General features: G+C 71.6%; 16 protein-coding genes. 11 read left to right on the top strand and 5 right to left on the bottom strand.

Annotation, left to right across the window (positions count from 1 at the left end):
* Both ACWC1K_RS17180 and ACWC1K_RS17175 read left to right on the top strand, forming a co-directional pair.
* On the top strand, positions 1-726 hold a 726-nt coding region (locus ACWC1K_RS17180), incomplete at its 5' end, for a cytochrome c oxidase subunit I (RefSeq protein WP_450832146.1).
* 5 nt (positions 727-731) lie between these two features.
* Positions 732-1,073 (top strand): hypothetical protein, encoded by a 342-nt coding sequence (locus ACWC1K_RS17175; protein ID WP_450832144.1) that lies wholly within the window; start codon positions 732-734, stop codon positions 1,071-1,073.
* Positions 1,074-1,235: 162 nt separating this feature from the next.
* Here ACWC1K_RS17175 and ACWC1K_RS17170 read toward each other — a convergent pair whose 3' ends face one another.
* Together ACWC1K_RS17170 and ACWC1K_RS17165 are read right to left on the bottom strand one after the other, a co-directional pair.
* Positions 1,236-4,019 (bottom strand): protein kinase domain-containing protein, encoded by a 2,784-nt coding sequence (locus tag ACWC1K_RS17170; RefSeq protein ID WP_450832143.1) that lies wholly within the window; start codon positions 4,017-4,019, stop codon positions 1,236-1,238.
* A 300-nt stretch (positions 4,020-4,319) separates the two neighbouring features.
* The gene (locus ACWC1K_RS17165; RefSeq protein ID WP_450832141.1) at positions 4,320-6,287 is read right to left on the bottom strand and encodes an RICIN domain-containing protein; all 1,968 of its coding nucleotides are present in this window, start codon (positions 6,285-6,287) and stop codon (positions 4,320-4,322) included.
* A 185-nt stretch (positions 6,288-6,472) separates the two neighbouring features.
* Between ACWC1K_RS17165 and ACWC1K_RS17160 the strand changes: the two genes are divergently transcribed.
* The 9 genes from ACWC1K_RS17160 to hypE all read left to right on the top strand — a co-directional run bounded on the left by ACWC1K_RS17160 (position 6,473) and on the right by hypE (position 16,134).
* Positions 6,473-7,702 carry a glycosyltransferase gene (locus tag ACWC1K_RS17160; RefSeq protein ID WP_450832162.1) on the top strand — a complete coding sequence of 410 codons (1,230 nt, stop codon included), beginning with the start codon at positions 6,473-6,475 and terminating at the stop codon, positions 7,700-7,702.
* Between the two features lie 46 nt (positions 7,703-7,748).
* Entirely contained in the window at positions 7,749-8,117 is a 369-nt protein-coding gene (locus ACWC1K_RS17155) for a low affinity iron permease family protein (RefSeq protein WP_450832139.1), read from the top strand.
* A 65-nt stretch (positions 8,118-8,182) separates the two neighbouring features.
* On the top strand, positions 8,183-9,901 hold the full coding sequence (locus ACWC1K_RS17150) for a hydrogenase maturation protein (protein ID WP_450832137.1): 1,719 nt from the start codon (positions 8,183-8,185) through the stop codon (positions 9,899-9,901).
* Entirely contained in the window at positions 9,898-10,494 is a 597-nt protein-coding gene (locus ACWC1K_RS17145) for a hydrogenase maturation protease (protein WP_450832136.1), read from the top strand. Before ACWC1K_RS17150 ends, ACWC1K_RS17145 begins: the two co-directional genes overlap by 4 nt.
* A 43-nt stretch (positions 10,495-10,537) precedes the next feature.
* Positions 10,538-11,287: a hydrogenase nickel incorporation protein HypB gene (hypB, locus tag ACWC1K_RS17140; RefSeq protein WP_450832135.1), complete on the top strand. Its 750-nt coding sequence runs from the start codon at positions 10,538-10,540 to the stop codon at positions 11,285-11,287.
* Positions 11,284-13,623 carry a carbamoyltransferase HypF gene (hypF, locus tag ACWC1K_RS17135; RefSeq protein WP_450832133.1) on the top strand — a complete coding sequence of 780 codons (2,340 nt, stop codon included), beginning with the start codon at positions 11,284-11,286 and terminating at the stop codon, positions 13,621-13,623. The genes hypB and hypF overlap by 4 nt, the downstream gene beginning before the upstream one ends.
* Positions 13,624-13,626: 3 nt before the next feature.
* The gene (locus ACWC1K_RS17130; RefSeq protein WP_365846168.1) at positions 13,627-13,944 is read left to right on the top strand and encodes a HypC/HybG/HupF family hydrogenase formation chaperone; all 318 of its coding nucleotides are present in this window, start codon (positions 13,627-13,629) and stop codon (positions 13,942-13,944) included.
* Complete coding sequence (gene hypD, locus ACWC1K_RS17125) at positions 13,941-15,074, top strand: hydrogenase formation protein HypD (protein WP_450832131.1); 1,134 nt, start codon at positions 13,941-13,943, stop codon at positions 15,072-15,074. Before ACWC1K_RS17130 ends, hypD begins: the two co-directional genes overlap by 4 nt.
* Positions 15,067-16,134: a hydrogenase expression/formation protein HypE gene (gene hypE, locus ACWC1K_RS17120; RefSeq protein ID WP_450832130.1), complete on the top strand. Its 1,068-nt coding sequence runs from the start codon at positions 15,067-15,069 to the stop codon at positions 16,132-16,134. The genes hypD and hypE overlap by 8 nt, the downstream gene beginning before the upstream one ends.
* 54 nt (positions 16,135-16,188) lie before the next feature.
* On the opposite strand, the gene hypA is transcribed toward hypE, so the two are convergent.
* The 3 genes from hypA to ACWC1K_RS17105 are packed head-to-tail and all read right to left on the bottom strand — an operon-like array spanning position 16,189 to position 16,946.
* On the bottom strand, positions 16,189-16,527 hold the full coding sequence (gene hypA, locus ACWC1K_RS17115; RefSeq protein WP_450832128.1) for a hydrogenase maturation nickel metallochaperone HypA: 339 nt from the start codon (positions 16,525-16,527) through the stop codon (positions 16,189-16,191).
* A gap of 7 nt (positions 16,528-16,534) precedes the next feature.
* Positions 16,535-16,720 carry a hypothetical protein gene (locus tag ACWC1K_RS17110; protein ID WP_450832127.1) on the bottom strand — a complete coding sequence of 62 codons (186 nt, stop codon included), beginning with the start codon at positions 16,718-16,720 and terminating at the stop codon, positions 16,535-16,537.
* Positions 16,721-16,739: 19 nt separating this feature from the next.
* Positions 16,740-16,946, bottom strand: coding sequence for a hypothetical protein (locus tag ACWC1K_RS17105; protein ID WP_344401374.1), 207 nt, complete (start codon positions 16,944-16,946; stop codon positions 16,740-16,742).
* Positions 16,947-16,959: the final 13 nt, after the last annotated feature.

Raw genomic sequence — 16,959 nt, 5'->3', positions numbered from 1 at the left:
GGTGTACTGCTCCCGTTCTTCTCCTTCATGACGTTCCTCATCGCCGTACCGACCGGCGTGAAGTTCTTCAACTGGATCGGAACGATGTGGAAGGGATCCCTGTCCTTCGAGACCCCGATGCTCTGGGCGACCGGCTTTCTGATCACATTCGTCTTCGGCGGCCTGACCGGCGTGATGCTCGCCTCGCCACCGCTGGACTTCCCGACCTCAGACAGCTACTTCGTCGTCGCCCATTTCCATTACGTCATCTTCGGCACCGTCGTGTTCGCGATGTTCTCCGGATTCCACTTCTGGTGGCCCAAGTTCACCGGCAAGATGCTCGACGAGCGCCTGGGGAAGATCACCTTCTGGACGCTGTTCGTCGGCTTCCACGGCACTTTCCTGGTCCAGCACTGGCTGGGGGTGAACGGAATGCAGCGGCGGATTCCGGACTATCTGGCGGTGGAGGGCCTGACGACGCTCAACACGGTGTCGACGATCTTCTCGTTCCTCCTCGGAATGTCGTTCCTGCCGTTCTTCTACAACGTGTGGAAGACCGCGCAATACGGCGAGAAGGTCGAGGTCGACGACCCATGGGGCTATGGCCGCTCCCTGGAGTGGGCGACGTCCTGCCCGCCCCCGCGGCACAACTTCACCGCAGTTCCCCGGATCCGCAGTGAGTCCCCTGCGTTCGACCTGCACCATTCCGATTCCTCGCCCGCGGACAGGGAGTTGACGACGCTGTGACGGCCATGGACGAGCACCCTGTGAACACGGGGGCATTCCTCAACGAGGTCGAGGGGTATCTGCTCCTCGCGTCCGTCCGCGACCAAGGGCATGCGGCCGCGCTGCGTTTCACTGCCTCGCTCGACGGGCTGACGGAGGGGCAGCGGGCGGAGGTGGAGCGCCGGTTCGAGGCGGAATACATCGGGCTCGCCCGCACCTCCTGGCAGCGCACGGCCGAGCGGAGCCGGGATCTGCGCGAGGAGTACGAGGAGACATACCGCCAGCTGCGTCAGCGGTTGTTGGCGGTCTGGCTGCTGGGGTCGGCCCTGATTCTTGCCCTGTCCGCTGCTGTCACCTGGAATACGTGACCGTGCCAAGAGGCCGCGCGGACAGGCGTGATCAACCCGCAACCGGCGCGACGAGTGGACCGCACTCGGCGTCTTCGCCCGGCTCGAACAGATCGCGCTGGAGTCCGGCATTCCGCTGGGTCGTGTCCTGGCCGGCGCCAACCGCCACGCCTTCTCATCTTCTCACTGGGCTCCGTTCGACTTCACCACGGCCAGCAGCGCGTAGGCGTCGCGGACAGTGGGATGCCCCTCACCGAGGTGCCCGGCGGCTTCCCGTATCACCTGCTCGGCGTGCGCCACCCCGCCGGGCTGGTCGAAGCCGAGCATGGCGTGCGAGACCCGCAGTCGGAGCGTCAGCGGGTGAGCCGTTCCGAGGCGGGCACGCGCCTCCTCCAGAAAAGCGCCGCACTCGCGCCGTGTCTGCACCATCGATCTGCCGTCCCCCTCCCGTTCCCAGGCATGGATCCGGGCTTCGAGGTCTCCGGCGGCGCGGGCGGTTGTCGCGTCGCCGGACGGTACGGCACGCCGGTCACGGTCTTCCCGCGCGCCCTCGGCGACGGTGGCGGCGAGATCACCGGTCGGCAGCGGGCGCGTCACGGCTGAGGCGTCCTCTGGCGTATCGCTGGTGTAGGCGAGCGTCTTGTAGAAGCGGGTGGCGGGCATCGTGGCGTGCGCGGCGACGAGGTTCTGGGCCTCTTGGGGCAGCGAAAGGGGACCGACCTCGCCGTCTGCCGCCCCGGGTACCAGGGCTTCGGCCACCTCGTCGGGCGTCGGCCGCCGAGCCGGATCCAGGTGCAGACACGACCGCACCACGCCTTGGAGCCCGGCCGGCAGCCCCCGCAGCTCGGGTCTGCCGGCCCGGATGTTGGCGACCACGGTCGCCATGCCCTCGCCCCAGGGGCTGTGCCCGAGGGCCAGCCGGGCCACAACGGTGCCGAGGGAGAACACGTCGCTGGCCGTGGTGAAGACCGGCTGCTCGCGCAACTGCTCGGGAGATGCGTAGGCGTACGTTCCGGCGAACCCACGGCGCGGCTCGGTGAGCCGCTCGATCTGGGCGATGCCGAAGTCGATGACGCGCGGCCCGTCCGCCGTGAGCAGGACGTTGCCGGGCTTCAGATCGAGGTGCACGATGCCCTGCGCATGGATGGCGGTCAGGGCAACCGCTATTCCGGCCCCCAGGCCGCGCACGGTCGGCTCGTCCAGTGTGCCGCAGTGCTCGAGGAGTTCCTGCAGCGAGGGGGCGGCCACATACGGCACCGCCATCCACGGCGTGTCACCATCGGGGTCGGCGGCGATCACCGGCACGGTGAAGCGTCCGCTGACCCGCTGGGCCGCCCGGACCTCGTGGGCGAAGCCCCGCTTGATCGAGGGGACATGCGCGTGCCGCGCGTGCAGGGTCTTCACCGCGACCATCAGACCGTCGGGGTCCTGGCAGAGATAGACGTCGCCGAACCCGCCCCGCCCGACGCGCTCCAGCACCTCGTACGTGCCGAACGCCGACGGTCCGTCCGGGTCCTGGGTGGGCCGCGCGCGGCCCACGTCCCGCCACTGCCCGAGCGCTTCGGCTCCCGGGTGGAACGCCACCCCGCGGCGCACCGGCTCAGCGGATGCCTCCTGCACGCCGTCCGGCCCCTCCGGTACGACGACGACTGGCGCGTACACCGGTTCGCCTCCCGTGAAGGCGTAGGCGTCGACCTCTACGTTCTCGGAGCTCATGCACGACACGTACACGCCGAGCAGCCCCAACCGCTCGCACATCTCCGCTTCCGCTGCCCTGGGTCGGCGGTCCGCACGGGCGAAGTAGAGGGCCATCGCCTCGTACCGTTGCGCGGCCAAGTGACGTACAACGGCCGACCACTGCTCCACAGTCACCTCGGCGGGCGCATGGTCGTCCGTTCCGCCGATGGCGGCAGCGAGACCGGTGGCATGCGAGGCTTCCGGCCGGCGGGCCAGCACGCCGCAGGCGGTCCCGGGCGCAGCCTGCACGTTCTGCGCCAACTGTGTTGCGGTCCGCTGCCCGATGCGGAAGGTGACGCGTCCGGCGTTGCGGGCCAGTTCTTCCCGCTGTCCCCGGAGGATCTCGTACTCGCGGGTTCCCGGCCCCCGCCCCTGTAGTTCCATGCAGGCCAGGACAGCGTCGAAGCAGTCGGCAGCCTCCGCGTGCTCCCCGGCGTTCACGGCGGCCTTGGCCTGCGCGACGCGCGCGGAGAGGGTCTGCGAACTCGCCCGTCCGTAAAGCTCCTCGGACTGGGCCGCTATCTGCCCGTACAAGCGCCCGGCCCGGCGGAAGTCACCGGACGCCTCTACTTCGGCCGCCGCCGCGATGAGGTTCTGCAGCCCGTCGTGACCGCCCTCATCGCCAAAGGGAAGTTCGCCGGCCAGCTCCGCATACCGCTGGCGGGCGATTCCGGCCAGCTCGTGCGTCGGCCCGAGGTCCTGCTGCGCGCTGCGCCGCATCTCGGCGAACGTACGCAGCGCGGCCGCGGTGTCACCGGCCTGCCGCTGCCAGTAGCCGACCTCGCACATCAGGGACAACGCCACGTCGGGGCGGCCCTGTTGTACGGCCACCCGCCGCATGATCTCGTAACGCTGCACCGCCTCCTGAAAACGGCCGGCTCTGCCGCACCAGTGCGCCAGCTGGTGCCGAGCCAGTTCGGAGTCCTGGTGGTGAGGTCCCTGGAGCCTCTCCCGGTCTGCGAGCAAACGGGCGAACAGTTCCACCGCGCGTTCGGGGTGACCCGACTCGCCCGTCCAATGGGCCAGTTGGTGGCGTACCGCCAGCGTCTCGACGGCCTCCGGACCGAACTCGCGTACGGCTTCGGAGACTGCGGCCTCGTAGCGGCTCGCGGCCTCGGCGGCATTCTGCTGGAGACCCGCCTGCTCGGCCGCCGCCGCGCTGTCGGCCGGTGGTTGCGGAAGCCGCCCGGAAAGTGACGACTCCTTCGCCTTGCGCCTGCCCCACTTCACCACAGAGCCACCCTCCAGGGTCGGAGCGCGAACCCGCGCCACACGTACGGACGTTCGTGTCGCGTCAAGCTACCCAAACCTGGCCCGGACTGATCGGTTCCACAGGCGTTGGACCTGGTGACACTGCGGCACACGATCGAGGCCGATTACAGCCGCACCACCTACCTCGTGGAGAACGCTCCCGTCTCATCCGGATGTCGTCCATGAACAGGAGTCGTGAAGATGCTCCTCTGACGCCTCGTTCAGCTAATCGAACGTCCTTGGCCCGCCCGGGGATCCCCGGGCGGGCCGAGCAGGCCGTCAGTTCAGCGTCCACTTCTGGTTGTCGCCCGTTCCGCAGGACCACAGCACGGTGGAGGTGCCGTTGGCCGTGCCGTTGTTGTAGGCGTCGAGGCAGAGGCCGGCGTTGACGTTGGTGATGGTGCCGTCGCTGTTGACGTTCCACTTCTGGTTGTTCTGGCCGTTGCAGTCCCAGATGACGACCTTGGTGCCGTTGGTGGTGCCCTGGTTGTAGGCGTCCAGGCACTTGTTGCCGTACACCACGAGTTCCTTGCGGGAGGTGTACGTCCAGGCCTGGTTCTGGCCCCCGTTGCAGTCCCACAGCTCGCCCTGGGTGCCGTTGGTGATCGTGTTGTTGTAGAGGTCCAGGCAGCGTCCGGACTGCTTGCCGACGACCTGGGAGCCGTTTGCCCCCGGCAGGGGTCTGACAGTGATCGAGTCGAGGGTCGGGGCGCCGGAGAAGGTGAGCGAGTTGGCGGAGCCCTTGGACAGCCCGACCTCGACCGAGATGGTGCCCGGGCCGGCGCCCGTCGGCGGGAAGGAGACCGTGGTGGCCACCTGACCGTTGACCTTGAGGGTGCCGGTGCGGGCCGCGGAGGTGTTGTTGGTGTACGACACGTCGACGACCTTGATGCCGGTGTTCCCGGCGACCACGCCCGAGAAGCCGGCGGTACCGGTGTACGTGCTGCCGGCCGCCTCCGTCCCGCCGGTGACCGTCAGCATCACCGAGCCGCCCGCCGGAACACTGGTGGTGTAACCGGTCCCGTAGGTACCGACATCGGCTCGCGCCCACAGGTCACGCACGGTCGCGGACGCGTTCGTCAGACCGAGGTCGGACCAGCGGACGGTGATGTTCTGGGCGGAGGAGGTGCGGTTGAGGAGGACGACGGCACGGTTGCCGGTGCCGGCGAGGACCTTGCCGTACACCTGCAGCCCGGTGGTGTCCTCGGCGACCTTCACGCCCTGGAGGCCGCGCGGATCCTGGTCGACGCCGATGACCTCGGGGTTCTTGAGGATGCCTGCGGTCTCCGAGGTCATCGTGGCGAGGTTGTTGCCGGCGAGGAGCGGCGCGCCGGAGATGGCCCACAGGTTCATGTGGGTGCGGTTCTGGGCGGCGGTGAAGCCGTCCATGCCGACCATCAGCATGTCCGGGTCGTTGTAGTAGCCGGTGTGCTGGGCCGTGGGGTGCAGGGTCTGGTCGAAGTTGGACAGCAGGTTCGTCATCGACGGCGAGTTGCCGTAGTAGATGATGTCCGTGCTGGTGCGCCACATGGGGGCCTGGCCCGGCGCCCAGTTCCACGGGTTCTGCTTGCCCCAGTTGCAGATCGAGAGGGTGAGCGGACGGCCGGTGGTGGCCGTCGCCTTGGCGACCGCGTCGCTGATCGACTGGTACGCCGTCGCCGCGTCGAGTCCCTCGACGTCTCCGCCGCACCAGTCGACCTTGACGAAGTCGAAGCCCCATGTGGAGAACCGGAGCATGTCCTGGTCGTAGTGGCCCTCGCTGCCGGTGTTCGGGGCGGCGGGGCGGCCGGTCGGGTAGTAGTAGCCGCAGCCGTTCTTGCCGGCGTCGGTGTAGATACCGGCCTTGAGGCCCTTGCTGTGGATGTAGTCGGCGATGGCGCCCATCCCGCCGGGCCACTCACTGGTGTCGACGGTGATGTTGCCGGCGCTGTCGCGGGTGCCCTGCCACCAGCCCTCGTCGATGTTGATGTACTTGTAGCCGGCGGCCGGCAGTCCCGCGGCGACGAATGCGTCGACCTGCTGCTTGATGACGTTGTAGTCGATCTTGGCGGCGAAGCTGTTCCAGGAGGCCCAGCCCATCGGGGCGGTGGGGACGGCTGTCTGACGGGTCGTCGCCGCCTGGGCGGGACCGGGTGCCGCGAACAGGAGCGCGGCGGCCACGGTGACGGCGAGGGCGAGGAGGCGTACGGCGGCGGCTCTGCAGCGGGCTGCGAGACCTCTGCGGGTCGCGCGCGGAGGGGGGTACATGCGGCTCCCTTCATTCGACATATCGAACGAGGATCGGTGTTCCGAACGCACTGCGGGCCGAAAGTAGAGCCACCGAGAGCGTCGAGTCAACGGAAGCGACAGGCGTGAACTGGCCTTTGCCGACGGGGCGTTCTCGCTGAAAGGCGTACGGTGGCGCCATACTGGCCGTCGTGCGCGTAGCGATCATGACGGCGGGATCCCGGGGCGACGTCGCCCCGTACACCGGACTCGGACACGGGCTCTCCCGTGCCGGGCACGAGGTCACTCTGGTGACGCATGCCCGCTTCGAGCCGCTGGTGGCCGGGTCGCAGGTCCGCTTCCATCCACTGCCCGTGGACCCGCGGGCGGAACTGGAGTCCTCGCGCGGGCGCGGGCTGCATCGCAGCGCGACCGGTGTGGGCAAGCTGGTGCGGGTGGTCGCGATGGCACGGGCGCTGGTCGGACGGATGACGGACGATCTGGTGGCGGCCGCCCGGTCGAGCGACCTGCTGCTGCTGTCCGGTTCGGTGGGGCCGCTGGGGCACACCATCGCGGAGGGCCTGTCCCTGCCCTACCTGGACGTGCCCCTCCAACCCCTCGCTCCGACACGGGAGTTCGGGCCGCCGATGCTGGGGGTCCGCTCGCTGGGGGCGGTGGGCAACCGGATCGCCGGGCACGGGGTGAGCCTGGCCGTGGAGCAGGTCTTCGCCGGGGCGCTGCCCGTGGTGCGGGAGCGGCTGGGGCTGCCCCGGATGAGTGCCGCCGCGGCACGGCGGGCGCGGGAGCGGCAGGGGCGGCCGGTGCTGCACGGGTTCAGCCCACTGGTGGTGCCGCGTCCGGACGACTGGCGGCCGGGCCTGTCGGTGGCCGGATACTGGTGGCCGTACGACGCGGAGCCCCAACTCCCCTCTCGTCTGCGGGACTTCCTGGACGCGGGGCCGGCCCCCGTGTACGTGGGCCTCGGCAGCGCGACCGTGCCCGACCCCGAGCGGCTCAGCATCTGTATCGTGCGCGCCCTGCGCCGGGCCGGGCTGCGCGGCGTGATCCAGCGCGGCTGGGCCGGCCTCGATGCCTCCGGGGACGACATGCTGGGCGTCGACGAGGTTCCGCACTCCGCGCTCTTCCCGCGCATGGCCGCCGTGGTCCACCACGCGGGCGCGGGCACGACGGCGGCGGGCCTGCGCGCCGGGGTGCCGGCCGTGCCGGTACCGATCCAGTTCGACGAGGGCTTCTGGTCCGCCCGCCTGGTCGCCCTGGGCGTCGCCCCACGCACACTGCCGCTGCGCCGGCTCACCCCCGACACGCTGACCACGGCACTGATGCGGGCCACCAGGGACCCGGCGTTCGCACGGCGCGCAAAGACGCTCGGGGCACGCATCCGCGGCGAGGACGGGGTGGCTCCGGTGCTGGCGGCGGTGGACCGGTGGGGTGGCTAGGAGGCCAGGAGCGCCGTCCGCGCGGACCGCGGGGTAAGCCTCGCTCATGACCTTCAAGAGTCCCGTTCAGCGCGGTGGCCCGCGGCGCGGCCGCTTCGATCAATTCGCCGAATACGCCTCCAATTTCACCAGCTCTCCGGTCTTCTTCCTGGTCTGTCTGGTCCTCATCGCGTTCTTCGTGGGCTCCCACCTGGCGCACCTGGGAATCGAGCTGCTCCTGCTGGCGAGCGGGTCCATGACCGCGGTGACCTTGCTGCTTCTGGCGCTGCTGAAGAACGCCGAGATGCGTGCCGAACACGCGGTCCAGCGCAAACTCGACGCGATCGCCGCCGCCCTGCTCGAAGAGCACCGCGGCAACCGCAGCGAGGCGTTCGAGGACCTGAGGAATGCAATCCGGATGGAGGAAGAGACCTGACGCCGCACCACGAAACGCCGCCGTGGTCCTTCTCGCCCTCCCCCATACCGACGATCATCCGCGTCATGGACATCTTGCTCGTCGCCAGCGCGTTCAACAGCCTGTCCCAGCGTGTGTACGCGGAACTGTCCGACGAAGGGCACCGGGTGGACGTCGTGCTCGCCTCGCACGGCGCCGAGGCGATCCGGACCGCCGTTCACGAAACCCACCCGGAACTGATCGTCGCCCCGATGCTGAAGACGGCTCTGCCGGAGGACATCTGGCAGGAGCACACCTGCCTCATCGTGCACCCGGGGCCGCCCGGCGACCGCGGCCCGTCCGCCCTGGACTGGGCGATCGCCGAGGGCGCCGCGCAGTGGGGGGTGACGGTGCTGCAGGCGGAGGCAGCCATGGACGCGGGCGCCGTATGGGCCGCCGAGCCCTTCCCGGTGCCGCCGGTCGGCAAGAGCAACCTGTACCGGGGCGAGGCCTCCGACGCCGCCTCGGCCGCCGTCCGGCAGGCGGTGCGGCGGTACGCCGACGGATCGTTCAAGCCCCAGCCGCAGAGTGATCCCGCGATCCGGGTGGTGTGGCGCGACTTCTTCCGCCGGGAGCAGCGAAGGATCGACTGGGAGAACGACACGACGGAGACGGTCCTGCGCAAGCTGCGCGGAGCCGACTCCCAGCCGGGCGTCCTGGACGAACTCTGCGGCCAGGAGATGTTCCTGCACGGGGGCCATCCCGAGGACCGGTTGCACGGTAGCCCCGGAGAACTGCTCGTGACGCGCGCCGGGGCGGTCTGCCGGGCCACCCGGGACGGGGCGGTGTGGATCCCGGAGCTGCGGCCCCGCAAGGCCTCCGGCGACCCCGCGCCGTTCCGCCGCCCGGCGGCCTCCGTGCTCGCGTCGTTCCCGGGCCCCTCGCTGCCGGAGGTCGCGGCACCGCTCGAGTTGCCCTCCGGCCGGATCACCTGGAGCGACATCCGCTACCGGCAGCACGGCGCCGTCGGATTCCTGAGCTTCTCCTTCCCCGGCGGGGCCATGAGCACGGGCCACTGCCGCAGGCTGCTGGCCGCATACCGGTACGCGCTCACCCGCCCCACCTCGCTGCTGGTGCTGGGCGCAGCCCGTGACTTCTTCTCCAACGGCATCCACCTCAACGTCATCGAGGCGGCCGCCGACCCCGCGGGCGAGTCCTGGTCCAACCTCAACGCCATGGACGACCTGGTCGAGGCGGTGCTGCGCACCACCGACCGGATGGTGGTGGCGGCGCTCGGCGGCAACGCCGCGGCCGGCGGCGTGATGCTCGCCCTGGCCGCCGACCAGGTGTGGTGCCGCACGGGCACCGTCCTCAACCCGCACTACCGGCGGATGGGCCTGTACGGGTCGGAGTTCTGGACGTACACGCTGCCGCGCCGCGTGGGGACCGAGACGGCCCAGCGGCTGACGGCCGAGGCCTTGCCGGTGAGCGCCGCGAGCGCCGCACGGATCGGCCTGGTGGACCGTCTGGTGCAGGCCCCGCCGCATGAGTTCACCGCCGAGATCGAGCGGTTGGCGGCCGAACTCGCCGGTGAGCCGGACCTCGCGCAGCGGATCGCCGCGAAGGCCGCGGCACGTCAGGCGGACGAGGCACGGCAGCCGCTCGCGGAGTACCGCCGGGACGAACTCGCCCGTATGCGTGCCATCTTCTTCGATCCGCAGGCCCCGCACCACGCCCTGCGGTCCGCCTTCGTCCGCAAGCTGCCGAACGGCGGGGCCCGGCCGCTGGCCCCGGTCTGCGACCCGGTCGACGAGGGTGTCCGGTGACACGGTCCGCCACCCGCCTGCTGGTGGCGGGCGTCGGCAACATCTTCCTCGCGGACGACGCCTTCGGCCCTGAGGTGATCCAGGCCCTGGACCGCCGCCCGCTGCCCCCCGAGGTCCGCGTACGGGACTTCGGCATCCGCGGCCTGGATCTCGCGTACGAGCTGCTGGACGGCTACGACACGGTCGTCCTGGTCGACGCCGCCGCGCGGGGGCACCGGCCGGGCACCCTGTCGCTGATCGAGCCGGAACCGCCCGACGGCAGCACGGGCTCCGCCCCGCCCGAGGCCCATGGCATGGATCCGGCCAAGGTGCTGGCCCTGGCCGCCCACCTGGGCGACGAGCCGTTGCCGCGGGTCCTCGTCCTCGCCTGCGAGCCCGAGGTGCGGCCGCACGGCGACGAGGACATCGCACCGGGAGTCAGCGCACCGGTTCGCGATGCGGTCGGCCGGGCCGTCGCAGCCCTGCACACCCTGGTCGCGGAACTGCTCGCCGACCCCGCGGCCACGCCTTCGTTGAGCCGCCCGGACGAATCCACGGACCTGTCCGCGGCCGAGGTCCCGCTCCCGGTGGCCGGCGCCGTCGAGGATCGGTGACGCACCGACACACTCCCCTGACCGACCGCGAGGAGCAGCGCCCATGTGCGAGTCCATGGACGACGTCACCCAGGCCGTCCTGGCGAAGAACGACGGCCTGGCCGCGGGCCTGCGCGACGACCTGACCCGGCGGGGGGTCGCCCTCGTCAACCTGCTGTCCAGCCCGGGCAGCGGCAAGACGGAACTGCTCGGGCGGGTGCTGGCCCTGGCGGTGGAGCGGCGCATCCCGGTGGCCGCGCTCACCGCCGACCTGGCCACCGAGAACGACGCCCACCGGCTCGCCCGTTCGGGCGCGCCGGTCAAACAGCTGCTGACCGACGGGCTGTGCCATCTGGAGGCCCGGCAGCTCGGCGGCCATGTGCACGGCTGGCTGCCCGAGGACACCGCGGTGCTGTTCGTGGAGAACGTCGGCAACCTCGTCTGCCCGGCGGCCTACGACCTCGGCGAGAGCCTGCGGATCGTCCTCATGGCGGTCACGGAGGGCGAGGACAAGCCGCTGAAGTACCCCACGGCCTTCGGCTCCGCCCATCTGGTCGTGCTCACCAAGACCGATCTGGCCGAGCCCGCCGGTTTCGACGAGGCCGCCTTCGTCACCCATGTGCAGCGGGTCAACCCCGGGGTGGAGGTCGTCCGGTCCTGCGCCCGTGACGGCGCCGGTGTCGCCACCGTGCTGGACCGGGTGCTCGCCGCGCGGGACGGGGCCCCGGTGCACCGGCCTCCCCTCGCGCCGCACCCCCACGGCCACCAGCACACGCACCAGGCCCCGGGCCTCGCGGCCGGCCGCGTCTCGTGACCGCTCCGGCCGCGCAGGCGGTGCGCCGCCGTGTCGTGGTGCGCGGCACGGTGCAGGGCGTGGGCTTCCGCCCCTTCGTGCACCGCCTGGCCACCGAACTCGCGCTGGCCGGATTCGTGAGCAACACGGCGAGCGGTGTACTCATCGAGGTGGAGGGCCCGCCCGACGGTGTCGCCCGTTTCTGCGGACTTCTGGCCGCGGAGCCACCGCCGCTGGCCGTCGTCACCGGCGTGGGCGTCGAGGACCTGCCCGCCACGGGCGCGGACGACGCCTTCACCATCCGGGCCACCGAACGGTCCACGGGCCGCACGCTGCTCCCTCCGGACACGGCGACCTGCGAGGACTGTCTGCGGGAGCTCGCCGATCCGGCCGACCGCCGCCACCGGCACCCGTTCGTCACCTGCACCCACTGCGGCCCCCGGTTCACCATCGCCACGGGAATGCCGTACGACCGGGCGGTCACCACGATGGCCCGCTTCCCGATGTGTCCCGCCTGCGCCCGGGAGTACGGCGACCCCGCCGACCGGCGCTTTCACGCCCAGCCCGTCGCCTGCCCGGACTGCGGCCCCCGGCTGCGGCTGCGACCGGCGGCCGGCAGCGGGCTCCGTCCCGCACGGGACGGCGACGCCCTGACGGCGGCGCGGTCTCTGCTGGCAGCCGGCCGCATCCTCGCCGTCAAGGGCCTAGGCGGCTACCACCTGGCCTGCGACGCCACCGACGCGCAGGCCGTCGGCACACTGCGCGCCCGCAAGGAGCGCGGTGGCAAGCCGTTCGCGGTGATGTGCGCGGATCTTGACACCGTGCAGCGGATCGCCCAGGTCTCCGCGGCCGAGCGCGCGGCGCTCACCAGCCCCCGCCGCCCCATCGTCCTGCTGCGCCCGCGGACGCCGGCCGCGCACCTGCGCCTCGCTCCCGGTGTGTGCCCCGGCAGTCCGCAGCTCGGTGTGATGCTGCCCTACACCCCCCTGCACACCCTGCTGCTGGGTCTGCCCGGCGATCCACCCGGCCCCCGCGTGCTGGTCATGACCAGCGGCAACCGCTCGGGGGAACCGATCGTCACGGACGACGGGGAGGCGCTGACCCGGCTGGACGGGCTGACCGACGCCTGGCTCAGCCACGACCGGGCCATCGCCTCACCGTGCGACGACTCCCTGCTGCGGGTGCGCGCCGACGGCAGCGAGCAGGTGCTGCGCCGGTCCCGGGGGTATGTGCCCCGCCCGCTGCGGCTGCCGGTCGCCGTGCGGCCCGCGCTCGCGGTGGGCGGCGACCTGAAGAACGCGCTCTGCGTCGGCGAGGGCGACCAGGCCTGGCTCGGCCCGCACATCGGCGACATGGGGGACCTGACCACGCTGGAGGCCGCCGAGCGCGCGGAGGGGCACATCCGGCGGCTGAGCGGCGTCACCCCCGAACTCGTCGCAGCGGACCGGCACCCCGGCTACCACTCGGCCCGCTGGGCCCGCCGCCGGGCAACCGAACTCCCCAGGAACACACCGGTGTTCGTCCAGCACCACCACGCGCACATCGCCTCGGCGATGGCCGAGCACGGCCTCGACGGCACCACACCCGTGATCGGCGTCGCCTTCGACGGCACGGGCTACGGCGACGACGGCACCGTCTGGGGCGGCGAGTTCCTGCTCGCGGACTACGCGGGCCACCGGCGCTTCGCCCGCCTCTCCCCCGCCCCGCTGCCCGGCGGCGACGCCGGGGTCGCCAACCCGTGCCGTCTGGCCCTGGCCCGGCTGTGGGCCGCGGGCGTGCCCTGGGACGCGGACCTGCCTTGCGTCACCGCCTGCTCGTCCACCGAACTGGCCATCCTGGAAAGGCAGTTGACGCGCGGGGTGGCCTGCGTGGCGACCTCCAGCATGGGCCGGCTCTTCGACGCGGTGTCCTCCCTGCTGGGGGTGTGCCACCGCGCGGGGTACGAGGCCCAGGCCGCCCTGGAGCTGGAGGCCGCGGCCGCTTCGGCCCGGGAGGCCGACACCTCCGGGTACGCGTTCGCCCTCACCTCCGGCACCTGCGACCCGGCGCCGGTGCTCCGCGCACTCGTCACCGACCTGCGGCGCGGCACGCCGGTTGGGGTGCTCGCCGCGCGCTTCCACCGCGGTGTCGCCCGGGCCGTCCTGGAGATCTCCCGGCGAGCCCGCCGGGACACCGGCCTGGCCACGGTCGCCCTCAGCGGCGGGGTCTTCGCCAACGCGCTGCTGGAGGAGGAGTGCACGCGGCTGCTGGCCGAGGACGGCTTCGCAGTGCTGCGGCACGGTGAAGTCCCCCCGAACGACGGCGGTTTGGCCCTTGGACAACTCGTGGTCGCGGCGCACGAACGACAAGAGGAGTGACCCATGTGTTTGGCAGTGCCCGGCAAGGTCGTGGCCATCGACGACAGTGCCGACCCGCTCACCGGGCTGATCGACTTCGGCGGTGTGCAGAAACAGGCGTGTCTGGAGTACGTGTCCGACGTGCGGGTGGGTGAGTACGTCATCGTGCACGTCGGCTTCGCGCTCCAGCGCCTGGACGAGGAGTCGGCCCTGGCCTCCCTGCAGCTCTTCGAGGAACTGGGGCTGCTGGAGGAGGAGTTCGGCGACGCCTGGGAGCAGGCATCGCGGGACGCGGGAGTCGCCGCCGTGAGCGAGGAACCACGAGAGAGCGAGGCCCGGTGAAGTACATCGACGAGTTCAACGACCCCGATCTGGCCCGGCGGCTGCTGGACGAGATCCGTGCCACGGCCACCCGGCCGTGGGCCCTGATGGAGGTGTGCGGCGGGCAGACCCATTCCATCATCCGGCACGGCATCGACCAACTGCTGCCGGAACAGGTCGAGTTGATCCACGGCCCGGGCTGCCCCGTGTGTGTCACCCCGCTCGACGTCATCGACCAGGCGCTGGAGATCGCCGCGCGCCCCGGGGTGATCTTCTGCTCCTTCGGCGACATGCTCCGCGTTCCGGGCACGGACCGGGACCTGTTCCGGGTCAAGGGCGAGGGCGGCGACGTTCGCGTGGTGTACTCGCCGCTCGACGCCCTGGAGCTGGCCCGCCGCAACCCGGACCGGGAGGTGGTCTTCTTCGCCATCGGCTTCGAGACCACGGCCCCCGCCAACGCGATGGCCGTGCACCAGGCGCGCCGCCTCGGGCTGACCAACTTCAGCCTCCTGGTGTCCCATGTGCGGGTTCCCCCGGCGATCGAGGCCATCATGTCGGCCCCCGCCTGCCGGGTGCAGGGCTTCCTGGCCGCCGGGCATGTGTGCAGCGTGATGGGCACGGCCGAGTACCCCGAGCTGGCCGAGCGGTTCCGGGTGCCGCTCGTGGTGACCGGTTTCGAGCCGCTGGACATCCTCGAGGGCATCCGCCGGGCGGTGCGCCAGCTGGAGCGCGGTGAGCACCGGGTGGAGAACGCCTACCCGCGGGCCGTGCGCGAGGACGGCAACCCGGCCGCCGTACGCATGATCGAGGAGGTCTTCGAGGTCACCGACCGCAACTGGCGCGGCATCGGACCCATCCCCCTCAGTGGCTGGCGGCTGACCGAGGCGTTTCGCGCGTTCGACGCCGAGCACCGCTTCGACGTCACCGGGATCCGCACCGAGGAGCCCGCCGAATGCCGTGCCGGGGAGGTGCTCCAGGGGCTGATCAAGCCGACCGAGTGCGCCGCGTTCGGCACCAGCTGCACCCCGCGCACCCCGCTCGGGGCCACGATGGTCTCCAGCGAGGGCGCCTGCGCGGCCTACTACCTGTACCGCCGGATGAACACCGCGACGCCGAAGGCCGCGCGGGAGGAGATGAACCCCGTTGCCTGAACTCGCCGAAACCATCGATCCCGCGGCCTGGACCTGTCCCGCGCCGCTTCGCGACCAGCCCGTGGTGGTCATGGGGCACGGCGGGGGCGGTGCCCTGTCCGCGGAGCTGATGGAGCAGGTCTTCGCCCCCGCCTACGGCAATGCCACCCTCGCCGCGCTCGCCGACTCCGCCGTCCTCGAACTGGGCGGCGCTCGGCTGGCGTTCTCCACCGACTCCTATGTGGTCAGGCCGCTGTTCTTTCCCGGTGGCTGCCTGGGCGACCTCGCGGTCAACGGCACCGTCAACGACCTCGCGATGAGCGGAGCCAGGCCCGCCTACCTGTCCGCCGCCTTCGTACTGGAGGAGGGCGTGGAACTGACCGTGGTCGAGCGGATCGCGCGGGCCATGGGCGCGGCGGCCGAGACGGCCGGGGTCGTCGTGGCCACGGGCGACACCAAGGTGGTGGAGTCGGGGCACGGCGACGGCGTGTACGTCACCACCGCCGGGGTGGGGCTCGTCCCCGACGGGGTGGACATCCGTCCCCAGCGCGCGCGGCCCGGTGACGCCGTCATCGTCAGCGGTCCGATCGGCCTGCACGGGGTGGCGATCATGAGCGTGCGTGAGGGGCTGGAGTTCGGCGTCGAGCTCGCCAGCGACACCGCGCCGCTCGCGGACCTGGTGGCGGCCATGCTGAAGGTCACGCCCGACCTCCACGTTCTGCGCGATCCCACGCGTGGCGGTCTGGGCGCGTCGCTCAACGAGATCGCTCGCGCCTCCGGGACGGGTGTCCGCCTCCAGGAGCGGGCCATTCCGGTGCCGGACGCCGTCGCGAACGCCTGCGGCTTCCTGGGCCTCGACCCGCTCTACGTCGCCAACGAGGGCCGGCTCGTCGCCTTCGTGCCCCCGGCTGCGGCGGAGGAGGTCCTGGCGGCGATGCGCGCCCACCCGCAGGGTGCCGGGGCCACGCTGATCGGCGAGTGCGTCGCCGAGCACCCCGGCATGGTCGTGGTCTCGACGGGTCTCGGCGGCACGCGGGTGGTGGACCTGCCGCTCGGCGAGCAGCTTCCGCGGATCTGCTGAGCCCGACACACGAGGCCCCGCCGCAGCCTGAGCTCCGGCGGGGCCTCGTACGTGTCACTCGATCCCGGTGATCTCCAGTTCCCGGCCGCTGCGCAGGTCGGTGGAGGGCCGGTCACAGTGCGGGCACCAGAAGAACGGGGGCATGCCCACCGCGAACTCCTGCGCGCACGCACCGCAGTAGGCCTGTGCGGGGACCGGCTCCACCACGAGCCGGGCCGCGGCGAGGGCGGTGCCGTCGCGGGCCACCTCGAAGGCGAAACTCAGTGCGTCGGGTACCACACCGGCCAGCTCGCCGACCCGCACGGTCACCGCCGAGACGGCGTCCGTCCCGTCCGCCCGGGCGAGCTCGTCGGCCCGCTCGATGATCGCGGTCGCGATCGACAACTCGTGCACGGTCGGCTCACGGATAGCGGCGGCCTGCGCGCAAGCCGCCGGCCATCCGGTAGATCCGCCACTCGCGCCTGATGCTCGGCAACTCATGGACGAACAGCGCCAGGGCGACGGCACCGGCCAGAGCGGCCTCCGCCATCAGCAGCTGCCGTCCCGACGTTGCGCCCTGCGCGCCGTGTGCTCGTTGGACCTTCATTCCGGCTCCCTGTCGTTCCTCATCCCGGCGGGATGTTCGGCATGACGTCGAGGAGGGCGTCGTGCCGCTTCCAATGGATCCCGGTGGAGCGGCGCGCGTCGGCGGTGCCGTCCTCGTGGTGTCCGGTCTGGTGGCCGTAGGGCCCCGTGTTGCCCTGATGCATGCCGGGCACATGCCCGGTGGAGTCGGGCTTGGCCTGGGGTCGGCCGACTCTGATGTTGCCCATGGGGTGTTCTCCT

This window comes from Streptomyces sp. NPDC001492 (genome assembly GCF_053597275.1).
This window is presented reverse-complemented; position numbering and strand designations above follow the sequence as displayed.